Origin of the sequence: Micromonospora sp. WMMD1076 (assembly GCF_029581475.1) — a bacterium.
In the GTDB taxonomy this organism is placed as follows: domain Bacteria; phylum Actinomycetota; class Actinomycetes; order Mycobacteriales; family Micromonosporaceae; genus Micromonospora; species Micromonospora aurantiaca.
The window spans coordinates 3,576,123-3,602,354 of sequence record NZ_CP120862.1; the positions used below are offsets into that span (position 1 = coordinate 3,576,123).

At 76.2% G+C, this 26,232-nt stretch carries 11 protein-coding genes (1 of these 11 cut by a window edge); 10 read left to right on the forward strand and 1 reads right to left on the reverse strand.

The window, feature by feature from the left end; translation table 11 throughout:
* From O7622_RS17005 to O7622_RS17050, 10 genes are read left to right on the forward strand one after another with little or no spacing between them, the layout of a single operon-like run.
* On the forward strand, window positions 1–1,005 hold the full coding sequence (locus tag O7622_RS17005) for a class I SAM-dependent methyltransferase (protein WP_282309148.1): 1,005 nt from the start codon (window positions 1–3) through the stop codon (window positions 1,003–1,005).
* Entirely contained in the window at window positions 1,002–3,656 is a 2,655-nt protein-coding gene (locus O7622_RS17010; protein ID WP_282309149.1) for an amino acid adenylation domain-containing protein, read from the forward strand. The genes O7622_RS17005 and O7622_RS17010 overlap by 4 nt, the downstream gene beginning before the upstream one ends.
* The gene (locus tag O7622_RS17015; RefSeq protein ID WP_282309150.1) at window positions 3,637–4,788 is read left to right on the forward strand and encodes a potassium transporter TrkA; all 1,152 of its coding nucleotides are present in this window, start codon (window positions 3,637–3,639) and stop codon (window positions 4,786–4,788) included. The genes O7622_RS17010 and O7622_RS17015 overlap by 20 nt, the downstream gene beginning before the upstream one ends.
* On the forward strand, window positions 4,785–6,140 hold the full coding sequence (locus O7622_RS17020) for a DUF6002 family protein (protein ID WP_282309151.1): 1,356 nt from the start codon (window positions 4,785–4,787) through the stop codon (window positions 6,138–6,140). The genes O7622_RS17015 and O7622_RS17020 overlap by 4 nt, the downstream gene beginning before the upstream one ends.
* Entirely contained in the window at window positions 6,137–8,485 is a 2,349-nt protein-coding gene (locus tag O7622_RS17025) for a non-ribosomal peptide synthetase (protein WP_282309152.1), read from the forward strand. The genes O7622_RS17020 and O7622_RS17025 overlap by 4 nt, the downstream gene beginning before the upstream one ends.
* Entirely contained in the window at window positions 8,482–10,128 is a 1,647-nt protein-coding gene (locus tag O7622_RS17030; RefSeq protein ID WP_282309153.1) for a polyketide synthase, read from the forward strand. Before O7622_RS17025 ends, O7622_RS17030 begins: the two co-directional genes overlap by 4 nt.
* Window positions 10,125–13,634 carry an amino acid adenylation domain-containing protein gene (locus tag O7622_RS17035; RefSeq protein WP_282309154.1) on the forward strand — a complete coding sequence of 1,170 codons (3,510 nt, stop codon included), beginning with the start codon at window positions 10,125–10,127 and terminating at the stop codon, window positions 13,632–13,634. Before O7622_RS17030 ends, O7622_RS17035 begins: the two co-directional genes overlap by 4 nt.
* The gene (locus O7622_RS17040; protein ID WP_282309155.1) at window positions 13,631–15,946 is read left to right on the forward strand and encodes a lantibiotic dehydratase; all 2,316 of its coding nucleotides are present in this window, start codon (window positions 13,631–13,633) and stop codon (window positions 15,944–15,946) included. The genes O7622_RS17035 and O7622_RS17040 overlap by 4 nt, the downstream gene beginning before the upstream one ends.
* On the forward strand, window positions 15,943–20,247 hold the full coding sequence (locus tag O7622_RS17045; protein ID WP_282309156.1) for a type I polyketide synthase: 4,305 nt from the start codon (window positions 15,943–15,945) through the stop codon (window positions 20,245–20,247). The genes O7622_RS17040 and O7622_RS17045 overlap by 4 nt, the downstream gene beginning before the upstream one ends.
* The gene (locus O7622_RS17050) at window positions 20,244–25,550 is read left to right on the forward strand and encodes a non-ribosomal peptide synthetase/MFS transporter (RefSeq protein ID WP_282309158.1); all 5,307 of its coding nucleotides are present in this window, start codon (window positions 20,244–20,246) and stop codon (window positions 25,548–25,550) included. The genes O7622_RS17045 and O7622_RS17050 overlap by 4 nt, the downstream gene beginning before the upstream one ends.
* On the opposite strand, the gene O7622_RS17055 is transcribed toward O7622_RS17050, so the two are convergent.
* Window positions 25,518–26,232 carry the 3' end of a lantibiotic dehydratase gene (locus tag O7622_RS17055; protein WP_282309159.1) on the reverse strand. Its footprint extends 1,601 nt past the window's final position, so the window shows 715 of its 2,316 coding nt (coding positions 1,602–2,316); its start codon lies beyond the right edge, outside the window — the gene reads right to left on this strand; it ends in the stop codon at window positions 25,518–25,520. The genes O7622_RS17050 and O7622_RS17055 overlap by 33 nt on opposite strands.

Here is a 26,232-nt window from a genome sequence, read left to right on the forward strand (position 1 = left end):
ATGAGCCGGCCGTACCTTCCGTCCCTGGTCCTGCGCGATTACCTGCACACCGTGGCGACCCTTCACCCGCAACTGCGCGAGCTGCTCGACTTCGGGCGTCCCGGTGCCGACGAGGCCCTCGCGGAACTGGCCGGTACGGTCAGCGAGTTCGACACCGACTCCACCGGCCGGGGCGATTCCTACCGCCGGGCCCAGCGGGACACGCTCGTCCGCTGGACCGGCATGCGGCGGCTGCTCGACCTCGCCACACCGGACGCCGCCGCCCCGGTGACGCTCATCCTCGACGTGCTCGGCGGCGACGGCACTGTGGCCCGTGCCGCGAGCAGCCAGTCCGCCTGCTTCGAGTCCAAACTGGCGTTCATCACCGGCGACCTGTCCGGCCACATGGTCGACAAGGCGCTCGCCCACGGCCTGCCCGCCGTCCGCCAGGCCGCGCACTTCCTGTTCCTGCGCGACGCGGGCGTGGACGCGGTGCTGCTGGCGTACGGCACCCACCACATCCCGGCCGGCCGGCGGCCGCAGGCGGTCGCGGAGGCGGCCCGGGTGGTCCGCCCCGGTGGCCGGATCGTGCTGCACGACTTCGACGAGTCCAGCCCGATGGCCGGGTTCTTCGGCGAGGTGGTGCACCCGCACGCCGCCGGCGGCCACGGCTACCGGCACTTCAGCCGCGCCGAGCTGACCGGCCTGTTCACCGGGGCCGGGCTGCCGGTACGCGTCGTCGACCTGTACGACCCGCTGATCGTGCGCGCCGACAGCGCCGGGTCCGCGTCCGCCGGCATGCGTGACTACGTCGGCGACATGTACGGCGTGCGCGACTACTTCGCGACGCTCACCGACGACGAGGTGTGGCGGCTGCTGACCCGCCACTTCGACCACACCCGCTACCTCGCCGGGATCGGCCGCGACGACGTGCCGGCCCGTCCGCTGGTCTACCGGGCCGACGGGCAGTTCGTGGCCGAGGTGCCCCGGATGGCGATCGTCGCGGTCGCGACGAGGACGCGGTGACAGCCGTGACCGGCCCGCGCTACCCGACCGGCCCCCGCTACCTGACCGACCTGGTGCACCGGCCCGCGGGCGCCGACGGCGACCGGCCCGCGATCGTCGGCCCGGACGGCGAGCTGAGCTACACCGCGCTGTGGGAGCGGGTCGGCGCGACGGCCGACCTGCTGCGGCGCGCCCGCGTGCGGCCGGGTGACCTGGTGGGCCTGTATCTGAACCGGTCCGCCGACTACGTCACGTCGCTGCTGGCGACGCTCGCGGTGGGCGCGGTGGCGGTGCCGGTCGACCCCGAGCTGCCCTCCGGCCGGGCCGAGCAGATGCTCGCGGCCGCCGCGCCCCGGTTCGTCCTGTACGCCGACCGTCCGCCCGCCGTCGCCGCACCCGCGTCCACCGGGTGGCGGGACGTGCGTACCGCGCGGGCCGGGCCGCCGGCCGACCTGACCGATCGCACCGGCTGGCTGCCGCCGGGCGAGCACGCCGCGCTCGTGCTGTTCACCTCCGGCTCCACCGGCCGGCCGAAGGGCGTGGTGCTGCACCACGCCGGGCTGGTCAACCGGCTGGCCTGGGGTCACGAGTGGTTCGGCTTCGGCGCCGACGACCGGGTGCTGCACAAGGCGTCGACCGGGTTCGACGCGTCGGTGCACGAGATCCTCTCCCCGCTGATCGCGGGCGGCGCCGTGGTCGTCGCCGGGCCGGGCCTGCAGTTCGACAGCCTCGGGCTGGTCCGGCTGATCCAGCGGGCGGCGGTCACCACCGCGCACTTCGTACCGACCATGCTGCGGCACGTGCTCGACGAGCCCGAGTTCGCCGGCTGCGTCACGCTGCGGCGGGTGCTGTGCGGCGGCGAGGCGCTGGACATGCGGCTGGTCCGGCGGCTGCGCGAGGTGCTGCCGTGCGGGCTGTTCAACGGGTACGGCCCGAGCGAGACCTCGATCAACGTGTCGTACTGGGACTGCGCCGAGCCGTACGCGGGCAGCATCGCCCCGATCGGCCGGATCATCGACGGCGTCACCGCCCACGTGCTCGACGACGACCTGCGCCCGGTGCCCGAGGGCGGGACCGGCGAGCTATGGATCGGCGGGGTCGCGGTCGGGCTGGGTTACCTGCGCGACGACGAGCGGACGGCGGAGCGTTTCCGCCCCGACCCGGCGCGGCCGGGCGCGCGGCTCTACCGCACCGGTGACCTGGTGCGGATTGCGCCGCAGGGCTTCCTGGAGTTCCGCGGCCGGGCCGACGAGCAGGTCAAGATCCGGGGTGTCCGGGTCGAGCCGGGCGAGGTGGCGGCCGTGCTGCGCGAGCATCCGGCAGTGCACGACGCGGTGGTGGTGACAGTCCCGGACACCGACGACGGTCCACGCCTGGTCGGCTACGTGGTGCCGCAGCCCCGGCGGGCCCCGGCGGTCGGCGGGCTGCCGCGGTTCCCGCTACCCAACGGCATGGCGGTCACGGCGGCGTCGCCGGACGAGGCGGTCTTCCTCTACCGGCAGATCTTCGACCAGGCCGAGTACGCGCGCTTCGGCGTCCGCGTCGGTGACGGCGCCGTCGTCCTCGACGTCGGTGCCAACATCGGCCTGTTCTCGCTCTGGGCGTCCCGGCAGGCGCGCGACGTGCGCCTCGTCGCGGTCGAGCCGAACCCGGACACGCTGCCGTACCTGCGCGCCAACCTCGGCCTCTACGCCGGGTCCGCGTCGGTCGTCGAGGCCGCCGTGACCGACGCGGCGGGCACCGCCGAGCTGACCTCGTTCCCCGAGCTGAGCTACCTGTCCGGCCTCGGCGCCGACCGGGCCGGCGCCGCCTCCGACCTGGTCCGGTCGCACTACCGCCACGGTGGCGGCGACGCCGACGAGACCGAACAGGCAGCGCTCCTGGCGGACGCCCGCCGCCGCCTCGCCCCGGTGGCGCACGTGGTGCCGACTGTGACGCTGTCGGACCTGCTGGACCGCTTCGGGCTGGACCGCGTCGACCTGCTGAAGATCAACACAGAGGGCGCCGAGCTGAGCGTGCTGCGCGGGCTGCGCCCCGGGCACTGGCCCCGCATCCGCCAGGTCTGCCTGGAGGTCGAGCGCAGCAGCGTGACCACCCCGCAGGTGCGCGAGCTGCTGTGCGCGGCCGGGTTCGAGGTGCACGACATCGGCGACTGGAACGTCGGCGCGGACGCCGACGTCAGCTACGTGTACGCCGTACGGCCGCAGGACCCGCCGCCGGCGGCGACGCCCCGGGACGAACCCGCCGACCACCTGCTGACCACCGGTCTGCTCCAGGGCTACCTGGCCTCGGCGCTGCCGCCCGCGATGCGCCCGGACCAGATCGTCCTGGTCGACCGGCTGCCCCGCCTGCCCAACGGCAAGGTCGCACGGCTGGAGCTGCCACCGCCACCGACCCGGCCCGCCGGGGCCGCGGCGGAACCCGGCGGCGGTGCCCTCACCGACCGGCTGCGCGAGGCGTGGCGGGCCACGCTCGGCGTCGACGCGGTGCACGACGACGACACGTTCGCCGCCCTCGGCGGGCACTCGCTGACCGCGCTGCGGATGGCGCTGCGGGTACGGGAGATGGCCGGACTGGAGGTGTCACCGGCGAGCTGCCTGCGCGCCGGATCGTTCGCCGACTGGGTCGACCGGGTCACGGAGGCGGGACGCGATGTCAGCCCGGCCCGCTGACGCGCGGCACGTCGTCGTGGTGGGCGCCGGCCGGCTGGCCCGCTCGCTCTGCCACAGCCTGGCCGCGACGCCCGTCCCGGCGCCGCTGCGCGTGACGGTCCTGGCCCGCGACCCGGACGCGGCGCACGCGCTCGCCCGCGCCGCGCGGGTGCGCGCCACAGTCGCCGGAACCCCCGTCGCCTTCACCGCCCGGCCGTTCACCGCCGGACCCGGCGCCGACCCGGGGGAGGGGTACGCCGCCGACGCCGCCTCGATGGCCCGGCTCCGGCCCGACGTGCTGGTCTGCGCCGCGTCCGCGCAGTCGCCGTACGAGCGGGCGGCGGCACCGTCGGCCTGGACGGACCTGATCGCCGCGGCCGGCTTCGGGGTGACGCTGGCGTTGCAGGCCGAACTGGTGTCCCGCCTGGCCGCCGCGCTGGCCGGCGGCGCGCCCGGTGCGACGCTCGTCAACGGCGCGTTCCCGGACGCGGTCAACCCGCTGCTCGCCGCGCTGGACCTGCCGGTGTGCTGCGGCATCGGCAACGTGGCGACGCTCGCCGCGTGCCTGGACGCCGCGCTCGGCCGTCCCGGGCCGCGCCGGCTGGCGGTGCTCGGCCACCACGCCCACCTGGCCGCGCCCGGCCCGGACGGCGACGACACCGCCGAGGTACGCGCCTGGCTGGACGGCCGGCCCGTCCCGGACGTCACCGGGCTGCTCGCCGGCTACCGCGCGCTGCCCCGGCCGGAGCTGAACGCGCTCGCCGGGCACGCCGGGGCCACACTGGTGGCGGCGCTCGCCGCCGGTGACGAGGTGACGGCGAGCCTGCCCGGGCCGCTGGGACTGCCGGGCGGCTATCCGGTCCGGCTCACCGGCGGCCGGATCGAGCTGCGGTTGCCGGCCGAGCTGCCGGTGGCGCAGGCGGTCGCCTGGAACACCGGCGCCGGGCGCCGCGACGGCGTCGAGGTCGGCGGCGGCCACGTCCGCTACCCGGAGCGCGCCCGGGCGGCGCTGGCGGCGTACCGGCCCGATCTGGCCGGCGGCTGGCACGCGAGCGAGCTGCCCGAGATCGCCTGCCGGTTCACCGCCCTGCGCGACCATCTGCGAACGGTGCCGCCGGCGCCGGCCCGGAGTGTGTTGGAGGAAGCCCGATGACCGTGACCACCCCGGCCACCCGCAACATGATCACCGACTACTACGACGTCATCGCGTCGGCGGTGCGCCGGTGCGGCGCGGTCCCCGGCGACGCGCCCGGCACACCCGGCTTCGCGCCCGGCTTCGACCTGCCCGAGCTGACCCCCGCGGTACGCGAGTTCTACGCCGCCGCCACGGTCAGCTGGTCCCCGCTGGGCCACTACGGCGGGCACGACCTGACGATGCTCGACCTGACCGCCAACCCCGGCACCCGGACCACGAAGACGTTCGCCTCCATGGTGATCGTCGCCCGCGCGGTGGAGCACATCCGGCGTACCGGTGAGCGGCTGTGCATCGTCACCCCGACCTCCGGCAACAAGGGCGTGGCGCTGCGCGACTCGGTGGCCCGCGCGTACGCGGCCGGGCTGGTGACCCCGGAGCAGCTGTCCATCGTGGTCCTCGCTCCGGCGGCGACCCGGCACAAGTTCCGCCACGACGCGCTCGCCGACGATCCCGCGACCCGCGCGGTCAACCCGCTGCTGCGATACACCGGCGCGGACCCGGAGGGCGTCAAGGCGCTCGGCCGCGCGTTTGTCGACGAGTACGCCGCCACCGTGTACGACAAGCACGGCGTCACGCTCTGGTACACGCTGGACCTGCGCAACTACCTGGTCGCCGACGCCGCCCGGGCCGCCTTCGAGGCCGACGTGTCGCCCGCCGCCGGTGCGCGCTGGCACGCGCACGCCGTGTCCAGCGCGTTCGGCCTGCTCGGCTACAACCTGGGCCGCGACGTGCTGGAGGCGGCCGGCGACGCCGACCCGGCCGACCGCCCCGGTTTCCTGCTCGTGCAGCACCTCGGCACGCCGGACATGGTGCTCAGCCTGCGCCACGGCTCGTTCGAGCGGCGCCACTGCCCGGCGTACACGCTCGACGAGAGCCGGGGCGTCTGGACGCAGGACGCCGACCTGCGCTTCCCGGCCGTCACCGACGACCCGGCCGAGGTGCTCGACCCGACGTTCTACACCCACCGCCCGGTGACCTCCCCGGCCATGAACGCGCTCGTGCGGCGGCACGGCGGCGACGGCATCGTGGTGTCGCGGCGCGAGTGCGTCCAGCGCTACCCGGTCGCCCGGCAGTGGCTCGCCGACGCCGGTCTGACGCTGCCCGACGACCCGGCCCGGCTGCGGGAGTGGTCGATCCTGATGGCGCTGACCGGCGTCTGCAACGCCGTCGACCGGGGCCTGGTGCCGGCCGGGCACGAGATCGTGGTGCACGGCACCGGCAGCTACCGCGACGACTTCCGGATCGCCGAGGCCGACGCCGAGGTGACCACGCTCGCCGACGTGGTCGCCGCCGTCCTGGACCAGCGGTGAGCCCGTCCCCGCAGCCGCTCGGCCTGCCGCCGCGGCTCGCCGCCCGGGCGCGCGCCGCGGGCGTCGACCCGGCCGCCGTCGTCCTCGCCGCCACCGCCCTGCTGGTGCGCCGCTACACCGGATCCCCTGTGGTGACACTGCGGCACGGCGACCACCCGGTGACGCTCGACCTGACCGCCGACGCACCGATCCGGGAGTTGTGCCGGTCGCTGCGCCCGGCGCCGCCGGACCACCCGGTCGACGCCACCGTCGGGGTGAGCCCCGACCTGGCCGGCGTCACCGTGTCCGGGCTGCCCGCCGCGTACGCCGACGACCTCCGCGCCGACCTGGCCGAGTTCCTGTCCACGCTGGACCCGGACGCCTCGTCGGCGGGGGTGCTGCCGTCGGCCCGCTACGAGCGGCGTCCGGCCCCGGACCTCTGGCGGCTGCACGGCGGCGACGGCACCGAGGCCGGCCGGGTCCGCGGCGACACCATCCCGGCCGCGTTCGCCGCGGCGGTGCGGGCGTACCCGGAAAGGCCGGCGGTGCTCGCCGACGACGCGACTGTGACCTACCGGGAACTCGGCGCCGCAGTCGCCGCGACCGCCGAAGCGCTGGCCGGGCCGGGTGACGTCACGGCGCCGGTGGCGGTGCTGTGCCGTCACGGCGTCGCCACGGTCACCGGCATCCTGGCGGCGCTGGCGTCGGGTTCGCCGTACGTGCCGCTGGACCCGGCGTACCCGGCGGCCCGGCTGGCCGCGATGCTGCGCGACGCGGGCGTCCGGGCGATCGTCGCGGACCCCGGCCACGAAGGGAGGGCCGCCGCGCTCGCGGCCGACGCCGGGCTGGAGCTGCCGGTGGTGCCGTTGCGCCGGGGCGCGCCCGGCGTGCCGGTGCCGGCCGGGCCCGCGCGACCGGACGACCCGGCGTACGTGCTCTACACCTCCGGTTCCACCGGGAAACCGAAGGGCGTGGTGCAGAGCCACCGCAACGTGCTGTTCGGCGTCCGCAACCACGTGCGCAACTTCGCCGTCCGGCCGGACGACCGCACGAGCGTGCTCACGTCGTTCGGCTACGACATGGCGGTCACCGACACGTTCAGCGCGCTGCTGTCCGGCGCCGCCGCCGTCCCGGTCGACGTCCGCACGCACGGCCTCGGCCACCTGACCGGCGCGCTCGCCGACCGGGGCGTCACCGTCTACCACTCCACCCCGACCGTCTTCCGGTACGTGGTGGCGAGTCTCGGCGAGCACGGGCGGCTGCCGTCGGTCCGCGCCGTGGTCCTCGGCGGCGAGGAGGTCACCCGGCACGACGTGGTGCTGGCCCGGCGGTCGTGCGCGCCGGGTATGGTGTTCGTCAACGGGTACGGCACCACCGAGATCAGCTTCGCCGCGCAGCACCACCTGCCGCCGGACGCGGACCCGGAGCGGGCCGTCGTGCCGATCGGGCACCCGCTGCCGGGCGTCGAGGTGGTGCTGACCGACCCGGCCGGACGCCCGGCCTGCCTCACCGGCGAGGTGGTCGTGCGGACTCCGCACGTCGCGCTCGGATACCTGGGCCTGCCGGAGCTGACCGCGGCCCGGTTCACCGAGCACGACGGGGTGCGCGCGTACCGGACCGGGGACGTCGCGCGGCGGCTGCCCGACGGCATGCTCGTCTACCTGGGTCGCGGCGACCGGATGGTGAAGATCCGCGGTTACCGGGTGGAGCTGGGCGAGATCGAGGCCCACCTGGCGGCGCTGCCCGGCGTGGCCCACGCGGCGGTGGTGGCGCGGCGCGGCGCGTCCGGTGCGGGCGAGCAGGAGATCGTCGCGTACGTGGTCGGCGTCGCCGGGACGCACGTCGAGCCGGGAGCGCTGCGGGAACGGCTGGCCGGTGTGCTGCCGGACTTCATGGTGCCCCGGGCGGTGGTGGCGGTGCCGGAGCTGCCGATCGGGCCGACCGGCAAGCTCGACCAGGCCGCCCTGCCCGATCCGGACGCCGGGCACCCGGACGGCGGCGGCCCGGACGCGGGACGGGCGGCCGCCGGTGGACCGCCTTCCGGGCCGGTCGAGCAGACCATCGCCGCGGGCTGGTGCGCGGTGCTCGGACTGCCCGCTGTGGACCGGCTGGTGAACTTCTTCGAAGCGGGCGGGCACTCGCTCCAGCTCGCCCTGGTGCAGGGGCACCTGGAGGAACACCTCGGCCGCCGGGTGCCGCTGGCGCGGCTGGTGGAGTTCCCGACAGTGGCGGCGCTGGCGGCGTACCTGGAGACGTCAGGGGACGCCGCGGGCGTACCGGAGGACGGCCGGCTGGCCGCGGTCGGACGCCGGATGGCCCGCCGCGCCGCCGCGCGGGCCGCCGGTGGCGGGGAGGGACGGGCGTGAGCGAGGACGACCGGATCGCGGTGGTGGGCCTGTCCTGCCGGGTACCCGGCGCGGACGACGCGCCGACGCTGTGGCGCAACCTGCTGTCGGGGGTGGACTCGGTGCGCCGGAGCCCGGCCGGGGAGGGCGCGCCAGGCGGCCCCGGCTGGGTGCCGGCGTTCGGCCGGCTCGACGACCTGGACGGCTTCGACGCGGACCTGTTCGGCTACGCCGCCGAGGCGGCGGCGTTGCTCGACCCGCAGCACCGGCTGTTCCTGGAGGTCGCCTGGCACGCCCTGGAGGACGCCGCGATCGACCCGGACCGCGACCCGGCCCAGATCGGCGTGTTCGCCGGGTGCGGACCCAACCGTTACCTGCACCACCACCTGCTGGGCAACCCCGCACTGGCACCGGCGGCGGGCACGCTCGCCGAGGACTGGGACGACGCGCTGAGCGGTTCCGGCTGCGACTACCTGCCGACGCGGACCGCGTTCGCGCTGGGGCTGTCCGGCCCGGCCGTGGCGGTCCAGACCGCCTGCTCGACCTCACTCGTCGCGGTGTGCCAGGCCGGGCAGAGCCTGCTGGACTACCGCTGCGACGTGGCGATAGCGGGCGGCGCGGCGGTGGTGTCCACCCGGCAGGCCGGTTACCGGCTGCGGCCGGGCGGGCTGCTGGCCACCGACGGGGTGTGCCGCCCGTACGACGCCGCCGCCACCGGGCAGGTGTTCGGCAACGGCGCCGGGGCGGTGGTGCTGAAGCGGCTCGCCGACGCCCGCGCCGACGGCGACCACGTGTACGCCGTGCTCGCCGGGTGGGCGGTGAACAACGACGGCGCCGACCGGCCCGGCTTCACAGTGCCGGGCGTGTCCGGCCAGGCGGCGGTGCTGGCGGAGGCGCTGGCGTCGGTCGGGTGGGACGCGGCCGACGTGGGGTACCTGGAGGGGCACGGCACCGGCACGCCGGTGGGCGACGCGATCGAGGTGGACGCGCTGGCCCGGGTACGCCGGGGCGCCCGCGCCCCGCTGCTGCTCGGTTCGGTGAAGGGCAACCTCGGCAACCTGGACGCCGCGGCGGGCGTGATCTCGCTGATCAAGGCCGTGTACGCGGTGCGCTCCGGGCAGGTTCCGGGTACCGCGCACTTCACCGCCGCGCACGGCGACGTCGACCTGGCCGCCGCGGGCGCCGAGGTGGACGCGGAGAGCCGGCCGTGGGCGGGACAGCGGCGCGCCGGTGTCAGCTCGTTCGGTCTCGGCGGCACCAACGCGCACGTACTGGTCGAGCCCGCGCCGGACGCACCGGACCGCGACGGCGCATCCGGCCCGGTGGTGCTGGGACTGTCAGCGGGCAGCCCGGCGGGGCTTCGGGACCTGGCCCGGCGGCTGGCCGTCCGGCTGGCCGAGGGCGACCTGGCGGTTGCCGACGTGGCGCACACGCTCGCGGTGGGACGGCGGCGGCTGGCGTACCGGGACGCGGTCCGCTGCGCCGACGCCGGGGAGGCGGTGACACGGCTGAGCGCGCTCGCGGCCGGCGAGCCGGTGGACGGCGACGAGGCAGTCCGCGCCTGGCGTGCCGGTGCCGACCTGCCCGTGCCACTCGGCCGGCGGGTGCCGCTGCCCGGCTACCCGTTCCGGCGGGCCCGGCACTGGATCGAGGCACGACGATGACCGGCGGCGACCATCAGCGCGATCAGCAGGTCGGCCCCGAGCTGCCCTACCCGCAGGCGTGCCTGCCCGACCTGGTCGCCGCGCACGCCCGGCGGCGTCCCGGCGCGCGGGCCGTGGTGCAGGGCGACCTGACGCTCAGCTACGCCGACCTGGTCGGCCGGGCCGCCGCGCTCGCCGCGTCGCTGCGGGAGCACGGCATCGGCGCGGACGACCTCGTCGGGGTCTGCGTGGACCGCCGCCCGGACCTGGTGGTCGCGCTGATCGGCGTGCAGGCGGCCGGTGCCGGGTACGTCCCGCTCGACCCGGCGCTGCCGTCCGGGCGGTTGCGGGAGCTGGCCGCCGAGGCCCGGCTGCGCGTCGTCGTGGGTACGCCCGCCGCCGAGGCGTTCACCGGCCGCACCGTGCTGGACGTCCCCGCCGCTACCGCGCCCTGGCAGCCGACCCCGGCGACGCTCGGCACCACGGCGTACGCGATGTTCACGTCCGGGTCGACCGGGCAACCGAAGGGTGCGGTGATCGAGCACCGGGCGCTGACCGAGAAGGTCACCTCGATCGCGGAGTTCTCCGGGTTCGACACGGCGACCCGGTGCCTGGCGTTCGCCTCGATCGGGTTCGACGCCTCGGTGGTCGACATGCTCGCCCCGCTCGCCGCCGGGGGCACAGTCGTGCTCGCCGGTGACGCCGAGCGGGCCGACCCGACCCGGCTCTACCGGATCTGCGCCGAGCAGGCAGTCGACGTGGTGGTGCTGCCGCCGCCGATCCTGCCGCTGCTGGACCCGGCCCGGCTGCCCGGCGTACGGCTGGTCGTCACCGGCGGCGAGGCGACCGGCCCGGAACAGGTCGGCCGCTGGACCGCGGGCGGTCGCCGCTTCGTCAGCGTGTACGGCCCGACCGAGGCGACGGTGCTGGTGACCTGGTTCGAGGGCAGCGGCGACTGGACAAGGCCCATCCCGATCGGACGGCCCGCCGCCAACCACCGCATCCACCTGGTCGACGACGAGCTGCGCGAGGTCGGCCCGGGGGAGATCGGCGAGGTGCTCGCCGGTGGTCCCGGGCTCGGCCGCGGATACCTCTTCGACGCCGCCCGAACTGCGGGACGGTTCCTCCCGGACCCGTTCTCCGGCAAGCCGGGGGAGCGCCTCTACCGCACCGGTGACCTGGCCCGGTGGCTGCCGGACGGGAGCCTGGAGTTCCTCGGCCGGGCCGACCGGCAGGTCAAGATCCGCGGGCAGCGGATCGAGCTGGGCGAGGTCGAGGCCGTGCTGCGCCGCCACCCGGACGTCGACCTGGCCAGCGTCCAGGTCCGCGCCGGCCCGGGCGGTCAGGAACTCGTCGCGTACGCGGCGACCGGGCTGGAAGCCGCCGAGCTGCGCGAATACTGCGCCCGGCTGCTGCCGCCCGCCGCCGTACCGGCCCGGATGCACACCATGCCCGCGCTGCCCGTCACCATCAACGGCAAGATCGACACCGAGCGGCTGGCCGCGTACGACGTCGCCGGACCGGCTCCCGTGCCGTCCGGCGAGGCGCCCGCCACCGACACCGAACGCCTCGTCGCGCAGGCGTGGACGGCGCTGCTGGACGTGCCCGCGGTCGGCCGCGACGACGACTTCTTCCACCAGGGCGGGCACTCGATCACCGCGATGCGGCTGGTCGCCGACCTGCGCGAGCGGCTGGGCCGCGACCTCGCCGTCGAGGACGTGCTGGTCGGGCGGACGCCACGCGGCATCGCCGCCCGCGCCGACGCCGCCGCCGGAACCGGCCCGGCCCCTGTCGTCAGGGGACGGCCACCGGCGCTGTCCCCGGCGCAGCAGCGGCTGTGGTTCCTCGACCGCTACTTCCCGGCCGCCGCGTCGGCGTACAACGTCGCGTTCGCCGAACGGATCACCGGCCCGCTCGATGTGGCGGCGCTCGCCACGGCGCTCACCGCCGTCGCGGACCGTCAGCAGATCCTGCGCTGGCGCATCCCGGAGCGCGACGGTGTGCCGTACGCGGTCGCCGACCCGTCCACACCGGTGCCGCTGCCGGTGCGTGACCTCGCCCCGGGCACGGACCTCACCACCTACCTCGCGGCGAGCGCCGCCACGCCGTTCGCGCTGGCGACCGACACGCTGTGGCGGGCCGAACTGATCCGCACCGGCGCCGACGAGCACGTGCTGGCCGTCTACGCCCACCACGCCGTGTTCGACGGCTGGTCGCAGTCGCTGTTCTACGCCGACCTGGCCGCCGCGTACCGGGCCGCGCTCGGGGACGGGCCGCCGCTGCCGCCGCTGCCCGCCACGTACGGCGACTACGTGGCCTGGCGGGCCGACCGGTCCCGGCGCCGCGCCGCCGCCGACCTCGACTGGTGGCTGGACCACCTGACCGGGGCACCGGTGGTGCTGCGACTACCCGGGGGACGGGACCGGCCGGCCGAACAGACGTACACCAGCGCCACGGTGGGCACCCGGCTGGACCGGGCCGCCACCGCCGCGCTCTCCGACCTCGCCGCCGGGCTCGGCGCGACCCCCGCCGCCGCCGTGCTCGCCGCGTTCGCGCTGGTGCTGGCCCGGCGCACCGGCCTGCCCGACCTGGTGGTCGGCACCCCCACTGTGGACCGGCGAGCCGCCGACTTCGAACCGATGGTCGGCTTCTTCATCGAGATCGCGCCGCTGCGGCTGGGCCGGACGCCCGGAGCGGGCTTCGCCGCGCACGTCCGCGCCGCCTGGGAGGAACTGCTCGCCGCGCTCGCCCACCCGGAGGCGCCTGTCGAACGCATCGTCGGCGGCCTCGGGCTGGGCGGCCTGCTCGACCGCAGCCCGCTGGTGCAGGTGCTCTTCAACATGTACACGTTCGACGAGCCGCGGCTGGACCTGGCCGGGCCGGCCGCCGAACCGGTGCCGGTGCCCGCCCCCGGCTCACCGTTCGACCTCACGCTCTACGGCGTCACCCGGGACGGGCGGCTGCGCGTGGAGATCGTCTTCAACCCGGACGTCTACGGCGAGGCCCTGATCACCGACGTGCTCGCCGACGTCGAGCGGTTGCTGCGGGCCGGCGCCGCCGACCCGGAGCGGCCGCTGGCCGAGCTGCCCGCCTGGACCGCCGTCCCGGCCGGAACGCCCGGCGACGTACCCCGGGCCGCCCGGATCACCCGGGCCGTGGGTCGTGCCGGCGCTCCGGCCGCCCGCCCGGCCACCGCCACCGAGCGGCGGATCGCCTCGGTCTGGTGCGACGTGCTCGGCGTACCGGAGGTGGCCGCGACCGACAGCTTCTTCGACGTCGGCGGCGGCTCGCTCGCGGTCGCGGTCGTGCAACGGCAGCTCAACCGGCTGCTCGGCACGAACCTGCGGGTCGTTGACCTGTTCCACCACCCGACCGTCCGCGCGCTCGCCGCGCACCTGGACAGCCTCGCTGCGCCGTCGTCCGGCGAGGACGCCGAGGACGAGGCGGTGGAACGGGCGGCGCGCCGGGGCGCGCTGCGCCGCCAGCGGGTCCAGCGCCGCCCGGTGGTGGAGGAGGAGCCGCGGTGACGTACCTGGTTCCCCTCGGCGACACCGGCTGGTCGGTGTGGCGGGACGTGCTGCTGCGCAGCGCCGGGTTCCCCGCCGACGGACTGGACCGCTTCGCCGCGCCGGACTGCGCCGACGCCGCCGACCGGCACCTGAACGGTGACCTGGACGAAACGGCGTTCACCGCCGCGTACGCCGCCGCCGTCCGGGCGTCGTCGGTGGCGCTGTGCGGGATCGCCGCCGACCCGCTGTTCCGCGAGGCCGTCGCCTGGCAGAACCCGGAGGCGCTGGTGGCGCTGGACGGGCTGGTCCGCGACGGCCCGGACGCGCCCCGCAACGTCCGCCGCCGGGGCCGGGAGAACGTCGTCGCCGGGTACTGGCAGCGCTACGTCGCCAAGTGCGAGACCATCGGCTTCTTCGGGCCGGTGTGCTGGGGCACCGTGGCACCTGGTGCGTCCGGCGTCACCGCCGTACCCGGCCCCGGGCTGCTCCGCCGCCGCGCCGTCCACCTCGAACACTGGGCGCTGGCCGCGTACGCGGACCGGCTGGCCGCCGACCCGCAGGTCCGGCAGTGGCTCGCCCCGGTCCGGGCGCCGCACGTCCACCTGGACGGCCGGATCGTGCACCGGCCCGCCCAGCGCCCGGAACCGGTGTCGCTGAGCGAGTCGATCGCGCTGTGCCGCTGCGACGGCACCCGCCCGGCCCGGGACGTCGTCGACGAACTCGTACGCGACGGGCGGACCGGCGTACGCCGCGCCGAGGAGGGGTTCCTGCTGCTCGCCCAGCTCGCCGAACGAGGGCTGCTGCGGTGGGACTTCGACCTGCCGCAGGGCTTCGTCGCGCAGGACCGCCTGCGGGAGCGGATCGCCGCTATCGGCGACAGGGACTGCCGTGCGCGGGCGCTGGCCGGGCTGGACCGGCTGGCCGCCGCCCGGACCCGCGTCGCCGACGCCGCCGGTGACCCGGCCGCCCTCACCGGCGCGCTGTCCGCGCTGGACGCCGGGTTCACAGCGCTCACCGGGCTGCCGCCGCGCCGCCGGGCCGGGCAGAACTACGCCGGGCGGGCGCTGTGCCACGAGGAGACCGCACGCGACGTGGACCTCACGGTCGGCGGCGGCCTGCTCGACTCCCTGGCCCCGGCGCTGGACCTGCCGCTGCGGGCCGCGCGCTGGCTCACCGCCGAACTGGCCACGGCGTACGGCGACGCGCTGCGCGACCTGTACGACGACCTGAGCGGCGACGGGCCGGTCCGGCTCGGCGACCTGTGGTTCGTCGCGCAGGGGCCACTGTTCGGGCCCGGCGACCGGCCGGTGGACCGGGTCGCGGCCGAGTTCGCCGCCCGCTGGGAACGGGTGCTCGGACTGGCCGGACTGCCCGAGGGGACGGCCCGCGTGGAGTTCGGCGCGGCCGAGCTGGCGCCCCTGGTGGCCGACCGGTTCCCGGCGACCCGCCCGGGCTGGAGCGCGGGCCGGGTGCACAGCCCCGACCTGCAACTGTTCGCCGCATCACCCGAGGCGCTGGCCGCCGGCGAGTTCGGGGCGGTGCTCGGCGAGCTGCACGCCGCGTACGCCACGTTCAACGCCGAGCTGTTCACGCACTGCCATCCCGACCTGGACCGGCTGCGGCGCGCGTACGCGGCCGACCTGGGCCCGGGACGGCTGCGCCCGCTCTACCCGGTCGACTTCCCCCGCGTCGGCGGGCGGCTGTCCGCGTCCCTGCACGGGCCGGACGACCACCGGCTCGCGTTCGCCGACGCGCCCGGCGCGCCGCGCGACCGGCTCGTGCCGGCGAACGCGGCGATCGTGTCCGAGGTGGACGGCGTCCTGGTGGCGACCGGCCCGGACGGCACGCGCTGGCCGCTGGTCGAGGTGTTCTCCGACCTGATCGCTGTGCACGCGGGCGACGCGTTCAAGCTGATGACCGATCGCCCGCACAGCCCCCGGGTGACTGTCGACCGCCTCGTGCTGGCCCGGGAGACGTGGCGCACCACTGTGGGGGCGACCGGCCTGGCCGACGCCGTCGACCAGGCGCGCCGCTACCTCGCGGTACGCCGGTGGCGGGCCGCGCTGGGCCTGCCGGAACGGGTCTTCGTCCGGGTGGCCACCGAACTCAAACCCACCTACGTGGACCTGACCAGCCCGCTCTACGCCGACCGGCTCTGCCTGCTGCTGCGCGCCGCCCGGCGGGCCGGCGGCGACGACGTGGCGGTGACCGTGTCGGAGCTGCTGCCCGCGCTCGGGCAGGCGTGGCTGCCCGACGGCGCGGGCCGCCGCTACGTCAGCGAACTGCGCCTGCACATCAGCGACTCGGCCGAGCCGGAGGTCATGGCGTGAACGAGACAGTGGAGCCGATCGCGATCGTCGGGCTCAGCCTGCGCGTGCCGGGGGCGGCGTCGGCGGAGGAGTTCTGGCGCAACCTGGTCGTCGGCGCCGAGTCGCTCACCCGGTTCACCCGCGCGGAGCTGCTGGCCCGGGGCGTCACCCCGGAGCAGCTCGACGACCCGGCGTACGTGCCGGTGGCCGCCGTGCTCGACGGCGTGGACCGGTTCGACGCGGAACTGTTCGGGATGAGCCCCCGCGACGCGGAGCTGACCGACCCGCAGCAGCGGCTGTTCCTGGAACACGCGCACGCCGCGCTCACCGACGCGGGCTGCGACCCGGCCCGCTACGACGGCGAGATCGGCGTGTACGCGGGCGGCAACGCCGACCTGTACCAGTGGCTCAACGTCCGGCGGAACCCGCGGGCGCTCGCGGACGCGGGTGAGCTGCGCGTGTCGCTCGGCAACAAGCCGGACTACCTGGCCAGCACCGTCGCGTTCCGGCTCGGCCTGCGCGGCCCGGCGATGACAGTGCAGACCGCCTGCTCGTCGTCGCTCGTCGCGGTGCACCTGGCCGCCGAGGCGCTGCGCAGCGGCGAGTGCGACACGGCGCTCGCCGGCGGCGTGTGCGTGGAACTGCCGCACGGCGTCGGGTACGCCGCCGACGAGGGCTACACCTCCGCCGACGGGCACTGCCGTCCGTTCGACGCGGACGCCGACGGCACCGTCTACGGCAGCGGCGTCGGCGTGGTCGTGCTCAAGCGGCTCTCCGACGCGCTCGCCGACGGCGACGACATCCGGGCACTGGTCATCGGCAACGCGGTGAACAACGACGGGTCGGCCAAGGCGAGCTTCACCGCGCCGAGCGTCACCGGGCAGGTGGAGGTGGTCACGCAGGCGCTCGCCGTCGCCGGCGTCGCCCCCCGTTCGGTCGGGTACGTCGAGGCGCACGGCACCGGCACCGTCCTCGGCGACTCGATCGAGCTGGCGGCGCTGAGCACGGCGTACGGGCGGCGGACCGCCGAGCGCGGCTGGTGCGGCGTCGGCTCCACCAAGGCCAACATCGGTCACCTCAGCGCGGCCGGCGGCGTGATCGGCCTGATCAAGACCGTGCTGTCGATGCGGCACCGGCTCATCCCGCCCACCGTCAACCACGACCGGCCGCACCCGGGCATCGACATCGAGGCGAGCCCGTTCTACGTGGTGTCCACGCTGACCAAGTGGGAGCCCGAGGACCAGCGACCGCTGCGGGCCGGCGTCAGCTCGCTCGGCCTCGGCGGCACCAACGCGCACCTGGTGCTCCAGGAGGCGCCGCCGCGCGTACCCCCGGAGCCGGATCACGGCGGCGGCGAGCTGCTCCAGGTGTCGGCAGCGACCCCCGACGCGCTGGCCGCTGCCTGTGCCCGGCTGGCCGAGCGGCTCACCGGCGCGCCCGACGTGGAGCTGCGCGACGTGGCGTACACGTTGCGGGAGGGCCGGCCGGCCTACCGGCACCGGGCCGCCGTCGTCGCTGTCGACCGGGCCCGGGCGGCGGCGGCGCTCACCGACCCGAAACGCCGGGCCGCCGGGGACGCCGCCACGCCGCCCCGGGTGGGTCTGCTCCTGCCCGGACAGGGCGCGCAGCACCCCGGCATGGGCGCGCACCTGGCCGCCACCGAGCCGGTGTTCGCCGCCGCCGTCGACGAGTGCGCCGCGATCCTCGGCTGGAACGCGGACGAACGGCTGGCCGGACCGGCGGTGGCGCAGCCCGCGCTGTTCGCCGTCGAGTACGCGCTCGCGGCGCTGTGGCGGCACTGGGGCGTCACGCCCGCCGCGATGATCGGCCACTCCGTCGGCGAACTGGTCGCCGCGACCGTGGCCGGGGTGTTCGACCTGCCGGACGCGCTGCGGCTCGCCGCCGCCCGGGGCCGCCTCGTGCAGGCCGCGCCGGAGGGCCGGATGCTCGCCGTGCAGCGCGGCGCCGACGAGATCGCGCCGCTGCTGCCCGGCGGTGTGACGGTGGCGATCAGCAACGGCCCGCACACCTGCGTGGTGGGCGGCGCGCCGGAACCGGTCGCCGCCGCCGCCGACCTCCTGCGCGAACGCGGCATCGGCTGCACGCCGCTGCGCTCGCCGTACGCGATGCACGTGCCGCTGCTCGCGGCGGTGCGCGACGAGTTCGAAGCGCTCGTGGCGGCGGTGCCGCGCCGGGCGCCGGACCTGCCGGTGTTCTCGGCCGCGACCGCCGCGCCGTTCACCGACGAGCAGATCACCGACCCGGCGTACTGGGCCGGCCAGCTCTGCCGTCCGGTGCGGTTCGGGGCCACAGTGGCCGCGCTCGCCGCGACCGGCGCCGCCGACGACTGGCTGCTGCTGGAGTGCGGCCCCGGCCGGCAGCTCGCCGGTCTCGCCCGGCTCAGCCTGCCGGCGGGGGCCCGGGCGCCGCTGCGCACGCTGCCCGCGCCGGGGGAGCGGCTGACCGGCAGGCAGACCGCGTACGAGGCGGCGGGCCGCCTGTGGACGGCCGGGGTGCCGGTGCGGCTGCCCGCCTCCGGCACGCCGCGCCGGGTGCCGCTGCCCGGCTACCCGTACCAGCGGGCCCGGTACTGGATCGACCCGGAACCGGTGGCCGCGCCCGCCGAACCGGCCACCGACGAGCGGTACGACGACGGCGTGGTCGAGGTGCCGATCTGGCGTCAGCTGCCCGACGCCGGGTCCGCGGAGGCGCCCGGCCCGCTGCTGCTGTTCGCGGCCGGTGAGCGCGGCACGGCGCTCGCGGACCGGCTGCGCGAGCGCGGCGCGGACGTCACAGTGGTCCGCCCCGGAACGGCCTTCGCGGTCCGCCCGGACGGCTACCGGCTGCGCCCGGCCAGCGTCGCCGACCACCAGCGCCTGCTCGACGAGTGCGCCGACGACGGCCGCGCCGCCCGGATCGTGCACGCGTGGGCGCTCGACGGCGACCCGGCCGGCCCGGACGCCGACGCCGTGACGGCGGCCCAGGAACACGGGTACCTCGCGCTGCTGACCCTGCTGGAGGCATTGCCGGCCGCCGACGTGGCGCTGGACGTGGTGACCGCCGGAACGGCCGACGTGACCGGATCCGACCTGCTGCGCCCGGAACACGCCACAGTCGCCGGGGTGGTGCGCTCGGTGCCGCTGGAACGCCCGGGACTGCGCTGCCACTGGGTCGACGCCGACCCGGCCGAGCCGAGCGCGGACGCGCTGGCGGACGAACTGCTCGGCGCCGAGCGGGCCGAGGCGGTCGCGCTGCGGCTGGGCGGGCGCCGCTGGACGCGCGGGTTCGCGGCGGCGCCGGTTCGCGGTCGTACCGGGCCGGTAGTGCGCGACGGCGGGCGCTACCTGATCACCGGCGGACTGGGCCGGATCGGCGGGGCGTTCGCCACCGAACTGGCCCGCCGGGGCGCCCGGCTGGTGCTGGTCGGCCGCACCGCCCGGCCGGACCTGGTCGAGGCGCTGGAACGAGCCGGGGCGCGGGTCCGCCACGTGCGCGCCGACGTCACAGACGTGGACGCGTTGCGGGCGGTGCGCGCCGGCATCGAGGACGACCTCGGCGGACTCGACGGCATCGTGCACGCCGCGCGGCTGCCCGACACCGGGCTGTCCACCGGGTCGCGGCCGGCCGAGGCGACAGCCGAACTGCTGCCGAAGGTCACCGGCACGCTGGCGCTGCGCGCGGTCTTCGGCGACCTGCCGCTCGACTTCGTGCTGCTCAGCTCCTCGGTGACAGCGCTCGCCGGTGGCCTGGGCCGCGCCGACGACACGGCCGCCAACGCGTTCCTCGACGCGTACGCGCGCAGCCCGCACGGCTGGCGGGCGCCCGTGCTGTCGGTGGCCTGGGGCGCGTGGCGGGAGGAGGGCGTACCCGACCACGACGGGCTGGCCCCGGACGCGGCGGTGCGCGCGGCGTGCCGGGTCCTCGCCGAGGGGCGGACCGGCTCGGTGGCGGTCGGCGCCTACACGGTGGAGGCGGTCGCCGGGCACGAGCGGCGGCTCGCCGCGACCACGGCGGCCACCGCCTCGACGGTCACCGCCGCCGACGGCGACCTGCAGGACACCGTCGCCCGGATCTGGCGCGACGTGCTGGGCGTGACCGAGGTCGGCCCGCACGACGACTTCTTCCGGCTCGGCGGCACCTCGCTCGTGGCCGCGCAGCTGGTGCTGCGCATCCGGCAGGCGGTGGGTGCCCGGCTGTCCATGCGGGTGCTGTTCGACGCGCCCACAGTCGCGGCGATGGCCGCCCGGATCGAGTCGCTGCGCGTCGCCCCACCGGCCGAGGCGCCCATCCCGCGCCTGCGCCGACCGGGGCGGCCGGGATGACCGAGTCGCGCCACGACGTCACGCCGGTGGACGACGTCTACACCGTTCCCGCGTCGTACGCCCAGGAGCGGGTCTGGTTCACCGCCCAGCTCAGCCCGGGGCAGCCGCTGTTCACGATGACCGACGCGGTCACCCTGCCGGCGGGCGCCGGGCCGGAGCAGGCGCTCGCCGCGCTGCGAGCGGTCACCGACCGGCACGAGGCCATGCGCACCACGCTGCGCCTGGACGACGGGCGGCTCTACCAGGACGTCCACCCCACCGTCCCGGTGGAGCTGCCGGTCACCGACCTGTCCGCGCTGCCCGAGCCGGAGCGGGACGCCGCCCGCGCCCGGATCGTCGCCGAGTACGCCCGCCTCGACCTGCCGATGGACGCGGCCCCGCTGTGGCGGGCCCGGCTGCTGCGGTTCGACCCGGACACCTGGTGGCTGCTGTTCGCCGGGCACCACGTCGTCCTCGACGGCACGTCCCTGCTCCACCTGCGCGCCGAGCTGACCGAGCTGTGCGCCGCCGCCGTCGCGGGCCGTGCGCCGGACCTGCCCGAGCTGCCGATCCAGTACGCCGACTACGCGGCCTGGGAACGCGACCGCCTCGACGGGCCCCGGTGGGACGAGCTGCGCGACTACTGGCGGGAGGCGCTGACCGGCCTGCCCGCCGTGCACGCGCTGACCACCGACCGTCCGCGCCCGGCGACGCTCACGTTCGACGGCGCCGACGTCCGCCGGACGCTGCCCGGGCCCGTGACGGCGGCGCTGCCGGAGCTGTCCCAGCAGGCCGCCGCGACCCCGTTCATGGTGCAGCTCGCCGCCTACGTCGCGTTGCTGCACCGGCTGTCCGGAAGCGACGACGTGGTGGTCGGCATGCCGGTGGCCGGCCGGGACCGGGCCGAGCTGGAACCGCTGCTCGGCATGTTCATGAACATGCTGGTGCTGCGGGTCGACGTGTCGGGCGATCCACCGTTCCTGACCCTGGTGCGCCGGGTCCGCCGGGTCGTGCTGGACGCCTGGGACCACCAGGACATGCCGTTCCAGAAACTCGTTGAGGAACTGGCGGTACGGCGCGACCCCGGCGTGCCGCCGCTGTACCAGCTCACCTTCCACCACCTGCCGACCGGCCGGGGTGAGGCGTTCGGCGGCGCCATGGACGACCTGTCGCTGGAGATCGCCGGGGACGAGCTGCGGCTGGAGTACCGCACCGCGCTGTTCGAGCGCGCCGCGATGGAGGCGTTCGCGGACCGCTACCTGCTGCTGTTCGCCGCCGCCGTGGCGGCGCCCCGGACCCGGGTGAGCGCGCTGCCGGTCATGCCGGACGCCGAGCACGCGGCGGTCGTGACCGGCTGGAACGCCACCGGCGCACCGGTGCGCCGGACCACGCTGGGGGAGCTGTTCGACGCCCAGGCCCGGCGTACGCCGGACGCGGTAGCGCTGGTCGACGGCAACACCCGGATGACGTACGCCGAGTTGTCCGACGCCGCCGAGCAGGTGGCGTCGCGGCTGGTCGCGCACGGTGTGGGACCGGAGTCGGTCGTCGCGATCCACGAGCCCCGTTCCCGCCGCCTGATCGCCGGGCTGCTCGGCATCCTCCGGGCCGGTGCGGCGTACCTGCCGCTGGACCCGGACCACCCGCCGCAGCGGCTCGCCTTCATGCTCGCCGACGCCGGCGCCGGGGTGCTGCTGGCCGACGAGGTGCCGGACGCGCTGACCGTCCCGGGGACCGTGCTGCCGCTGACCGCGCCGGACCGGCCGCGCACCGCCGGGGGCACTGCCGCCGGACCGGGGAACGCGGCGTACGTGATCTACACGTCGGGGTCCACCGGGCGGCCGAAGGGCGTGGTCAACGAGCACGCGGCGATCGTCAACCGGCTCGACTGGATGCAGGACGCCTTCGCGCTCGGACCGGACGACGCGGTGCTGCACAAGACGCCGATCGGGTTCGACGTGTCGGTGTGGGAGGTGTTCTGGCCGCTGCTCGTGGGCGCGCGGCTGGTGCTGGCCGCGCCGGGCGGGCACCGCGACCCGGCGTACCTGCGGGACCTGATCGAGCGGGAGCGGATCACCATTGTCCACTTCGTGCCGTCGATGCTCGACGCGTTCCTGTCCACGGCCGGTCCGGCCGACCCGACCCGCTGCGGGTCGCTGCGGCGGATCGTGTGCAGCGGCGAGGAGCTGCCCGCGGACCTGGCCCGCCGCGCCGTCGCCACGATCCCGTCGGCGGCGCTGCACAACCTGTACGGACCCACCGAGGCGGCGATCGACGTCACCGCCTGGGCGGCCACGCCCGACGCGCTGGCCGGCGTGACACGGGTGCCGATCGGCGGGCCGATCCGCAACGTCCGCACCTACGTGCTCGACGAGGCGATGCGCCCGGTGCCGGCCGGCGTGGCCGGGCAGCTGCACCTCGGCGGCGTGCAGGTGGCCCGCGGCTACCTCAACCGTCCCGGGCTCACCGCGGGCTCGTTCGTCCCCGACCCGTTCGGCGAGCCCGGCGGCCGGCTGTACGCCACCGGCGACCTGGCCCGCTGGCGTACCGACGGGACGCTGGAGTTCCTCGGCCGCATCGACGACCAGGTGAAACTGCGGGGCCTGCGGATCGAGCTGGGGGAGATCGCCGCGGTGCTGCGCGAACAGCCGGGCGTCGGCTCCGCCGCCGTCGTCGTCCGCGGCGCCACGCCCGCCGGGCAGCGTCTCGTGGCGTACCTGACGGGCGACGCCCCGGACCCGGCGGAGCTGCGGGCGGCGCTGAAGCGGCGGCTGCCCGAGTACATGGTGCCGTCGGCGTTCGTCACGCTCGACGCCCTGCCGCTGTCCGCCAACGGCAAACTCGACACCGCCGCGCTGCCCGCACCCTCGTCCGGCATCACCCCCGCGCAGCGCCGTCCCCCGGTGAGCCCGGTCGAGCAGACTGTCGCCGCCACCTGGCGCGACGTGCTGGGCGTGCCCGAGGTCGGCCTGGACGACGACTTCTTCGAGCTGGGCGGGCACTCGCTGCTGGCGATCCGGATGCTGGCGCTGCTGCGCGAGGCGTACGGGCAGGTCGACGTCGGCGTGATGGACGTGTTCGCGCACCCGACGGTGCAGGGACTGGCCGCGCTGATCGACGCCCCGGTGGACGGGGAGCGGCAGCGTCCGCTGCTGTACGAACTGACCCGGCCGGTCCCGGCGGACCAGCGGGTGCGCTCGTACGTGTGCGTGCCGTACGGCGGCGGGCTCGCCAGCATCTACCAGCCGCTCGCGGACGCGCTGCCGGCCGGGCACACGCTGTTCTCCGTGGCGGTCCCCGGCCACGACGTCGGCGTCCGCGACACCGAGCTGCCCTTCGACGAGCTGGTCGAGCGGTGCGTGGCCGAGATCCAGGAGCGGGTGGACGGCCCGCTGGTCCTGTACGGCCACTGCGTCGGCGGCGCGCTGCTGACCGGCATCGCCCGGTGCCTGCACGAGCGGGGACGCCCGATCGAGGCGATCTACGCCGGTGGCGTGTTCCCGACGGCCCGGCCGGACAACATGCTCGGCCGGCTCGTCGACTGGGCCGACTCCCGGGGCGCCGACCGGCGGTACGAGACGTTCCTGCGCTCGATCGGCGCGGAACTGGCCGACCTGGACCAGGCGCAGGTCGACCGGTTCGTCCACCACGTACGCCGGGAGGCCGCCGAGGCGCAGGAGCGGTTCACCGAGTGGCTGGACGGCGATCCGGTCCGGGTGCCCGCACCGGTGATCTCCGTCGTCGGCACCCACGACGTGCTCACCGAGTACTACGAGGAGCGGTACCGCGAGTGGAGTTTCCTCGGCGAGTCCACAGCGCTCGTGGTGCTGGACGGGGCCGGGCACTACTTCGTCAAGCAGCGGGCCGAGGCGCTCGCCGAGGTGCTCACCCGCACGCATCCCCGGCTCACCGAGCCGTCCGCCGCGCCGCGACAGCTCGCCGGTGCCGGCTGGGCACTGGCCGCCACCAGCACCGATCCGGTCACCGCCGAGACGGTCGTGCAACCGGGCGTACGCCGGTTCCTGGCGATCACCGCCAGCCAGCTCATCTCGTCGACCGGCTCGGCGCTGACCCAGTGGGCGGTGCCGGTCTGGGTCTACCTCGAGACCGGGTCGATGCTGTGGTTCGGCCTGTCCGGGGTGATCGCGTACCTGCCGGCACTGCTGACGCTGCCGGTCGCGGGCGCGGTCGCGGACCGGTTCGACAGGCGCCGGGTGCTGCTGGCAGCGTGCGCGACGGCGGTGACAGCGGAGGCGCTGCTGGCCCTGCTGCTGTGGACCGACCGGCTGGGACTCGCGGCCGTCTACACGCTCGTGTGCGTGCTCGGCGCGGCGTCGGTGTTCCAACGCATCACCTACCTGGCCGCGATCCCGCAGGTGGTGCCGAAGCGCTACCTGGGGCACGCCAACGGCATCGCCCAGCTCGCGGTCGGGCTCAGCTCGCTCGCGGTGCCGCTGCTGGCTGCGGGCCTGCTCGCCGCGATCGGCCTGGCCGGCGTCCTGGTGATCGACATCGTCAGCTACGTGGTCGCGATCGGTGTGCTGGCCGCGGTGCGCTTCCCCGACCTGCTCGGCCGCCGCCGCAAGGAGCCGTTCCTGGCCGAGCTGGTCGGCGGCGCGCGGATGGCGTGGGCGGAGCCGGGGTTCCGGGCCATGCTCGGCTTCTTCTCGCTCTACAACCTGTGCCTGGCGAGCCTGCTGCTGGTGCCGCCGATGGTGCTCGCGTTCGGCACGATGGGCCAGGTCGGTACCGTGGCGTTCGCCGAGGCGCTGGGTGCCGTCCTCGGCGGGCTCGCCATCGCGGTCTGGGGCGGCCCGACCCGGCGCCGGATGCCCGCGCTGATCGCCATCGCGTTCGGCGTGGCGGTCAGCCTGGTGCTCAGCGGCGTCCGCCCGAGCCTGCTGCTGGTGGCGCTCGGCAGCTTCGGCGTGGGGCTGGGCCTGGGCCTGCACAACGGCATCTACCTGTCGATCATCCAGGTGAAGGTGCCGCAGCGGTTCCACGGCCGGGTGCTGGCGATCATCCAGACGCTGACCTGGGCGACGCTGCCGCTGGGCTTCGCCGTGCTGGTGCCGCTGAGCGGGTCGCTGCTGGAACCGATGTTCGCCCCCGGCGGCGCGCTGGCCGGCAGCGTCGGCGCGCTGATCGGCACCGGCCCCGGCCGGGGACTCGGGTTCGCGTTCGTGGTGTCCGGGCTGGCCCTGGCCGTGGTGGCGCTCGGCGCCTACGGCGTACGCCGGCTGCGCCTGTTCGACACCGAGACCCCCGACGCGCCGGCGGACGCCACCGAGTGGCTACCGCACCTGCGCCGGGTCGACGATCTGTAGCCGCAGCTCCGAGGCGTACGCCCGGCCGGCCCTGTCGGTCAGCCAGGCGTCGTCCGGGCCGGGCAGCAGCTCGGTGACTGTGAGTCCGCCCCCGTCGCCGCCCTTGGCGTGCGCGCCGCGCAGCAGCGTGCACAGCAGCCGGGTGTAGACGCCGCTGGTCAGGTCCACGTAGCTGGGTTTGAGTTCGGTGTCGACCCGCACGAAGATCCGTTCGGGCAGGCCGAGCGCGAGCCGCCAGCGCCGTACCGCGAGGTAGCGTTCCCGCTCGCCCTTGACCGTGTGCAGGCCGGTCTCGCCCACTGTGGTGCGCCACGTCTCGCGGACCAGCACCAGGTCGTCGACTGTGACGCGAGGCGTGCGCCCGGCGTTGCCGGCCAGCTTCCACGTGTCGAACACCTGGTAGTCGAACAGCGGCGCGAACACCTCCAGCAGCGGCCACCGCCGCCCGTCGTCGGCGTGCGCGGCCGGCGTGCCGTCGTCGTCCGGCCGCACGGTCAAGGTGGTGATCGGCACGAGGCGGTCCGGGTCGGCGCCGGGCGCGTCGACGAACCCGAGCTGGGCGTCGGCGGGCCCGTGCAGCCACTCCGCGATCCGGGCGGTGTGCCGGGGCCAGTCCGCCGGCGGCAGCAGCCGGACCCGGCCGCCGGGCAGGTCGGCGCGCATCCCGTCGCGCAGCCGCTGC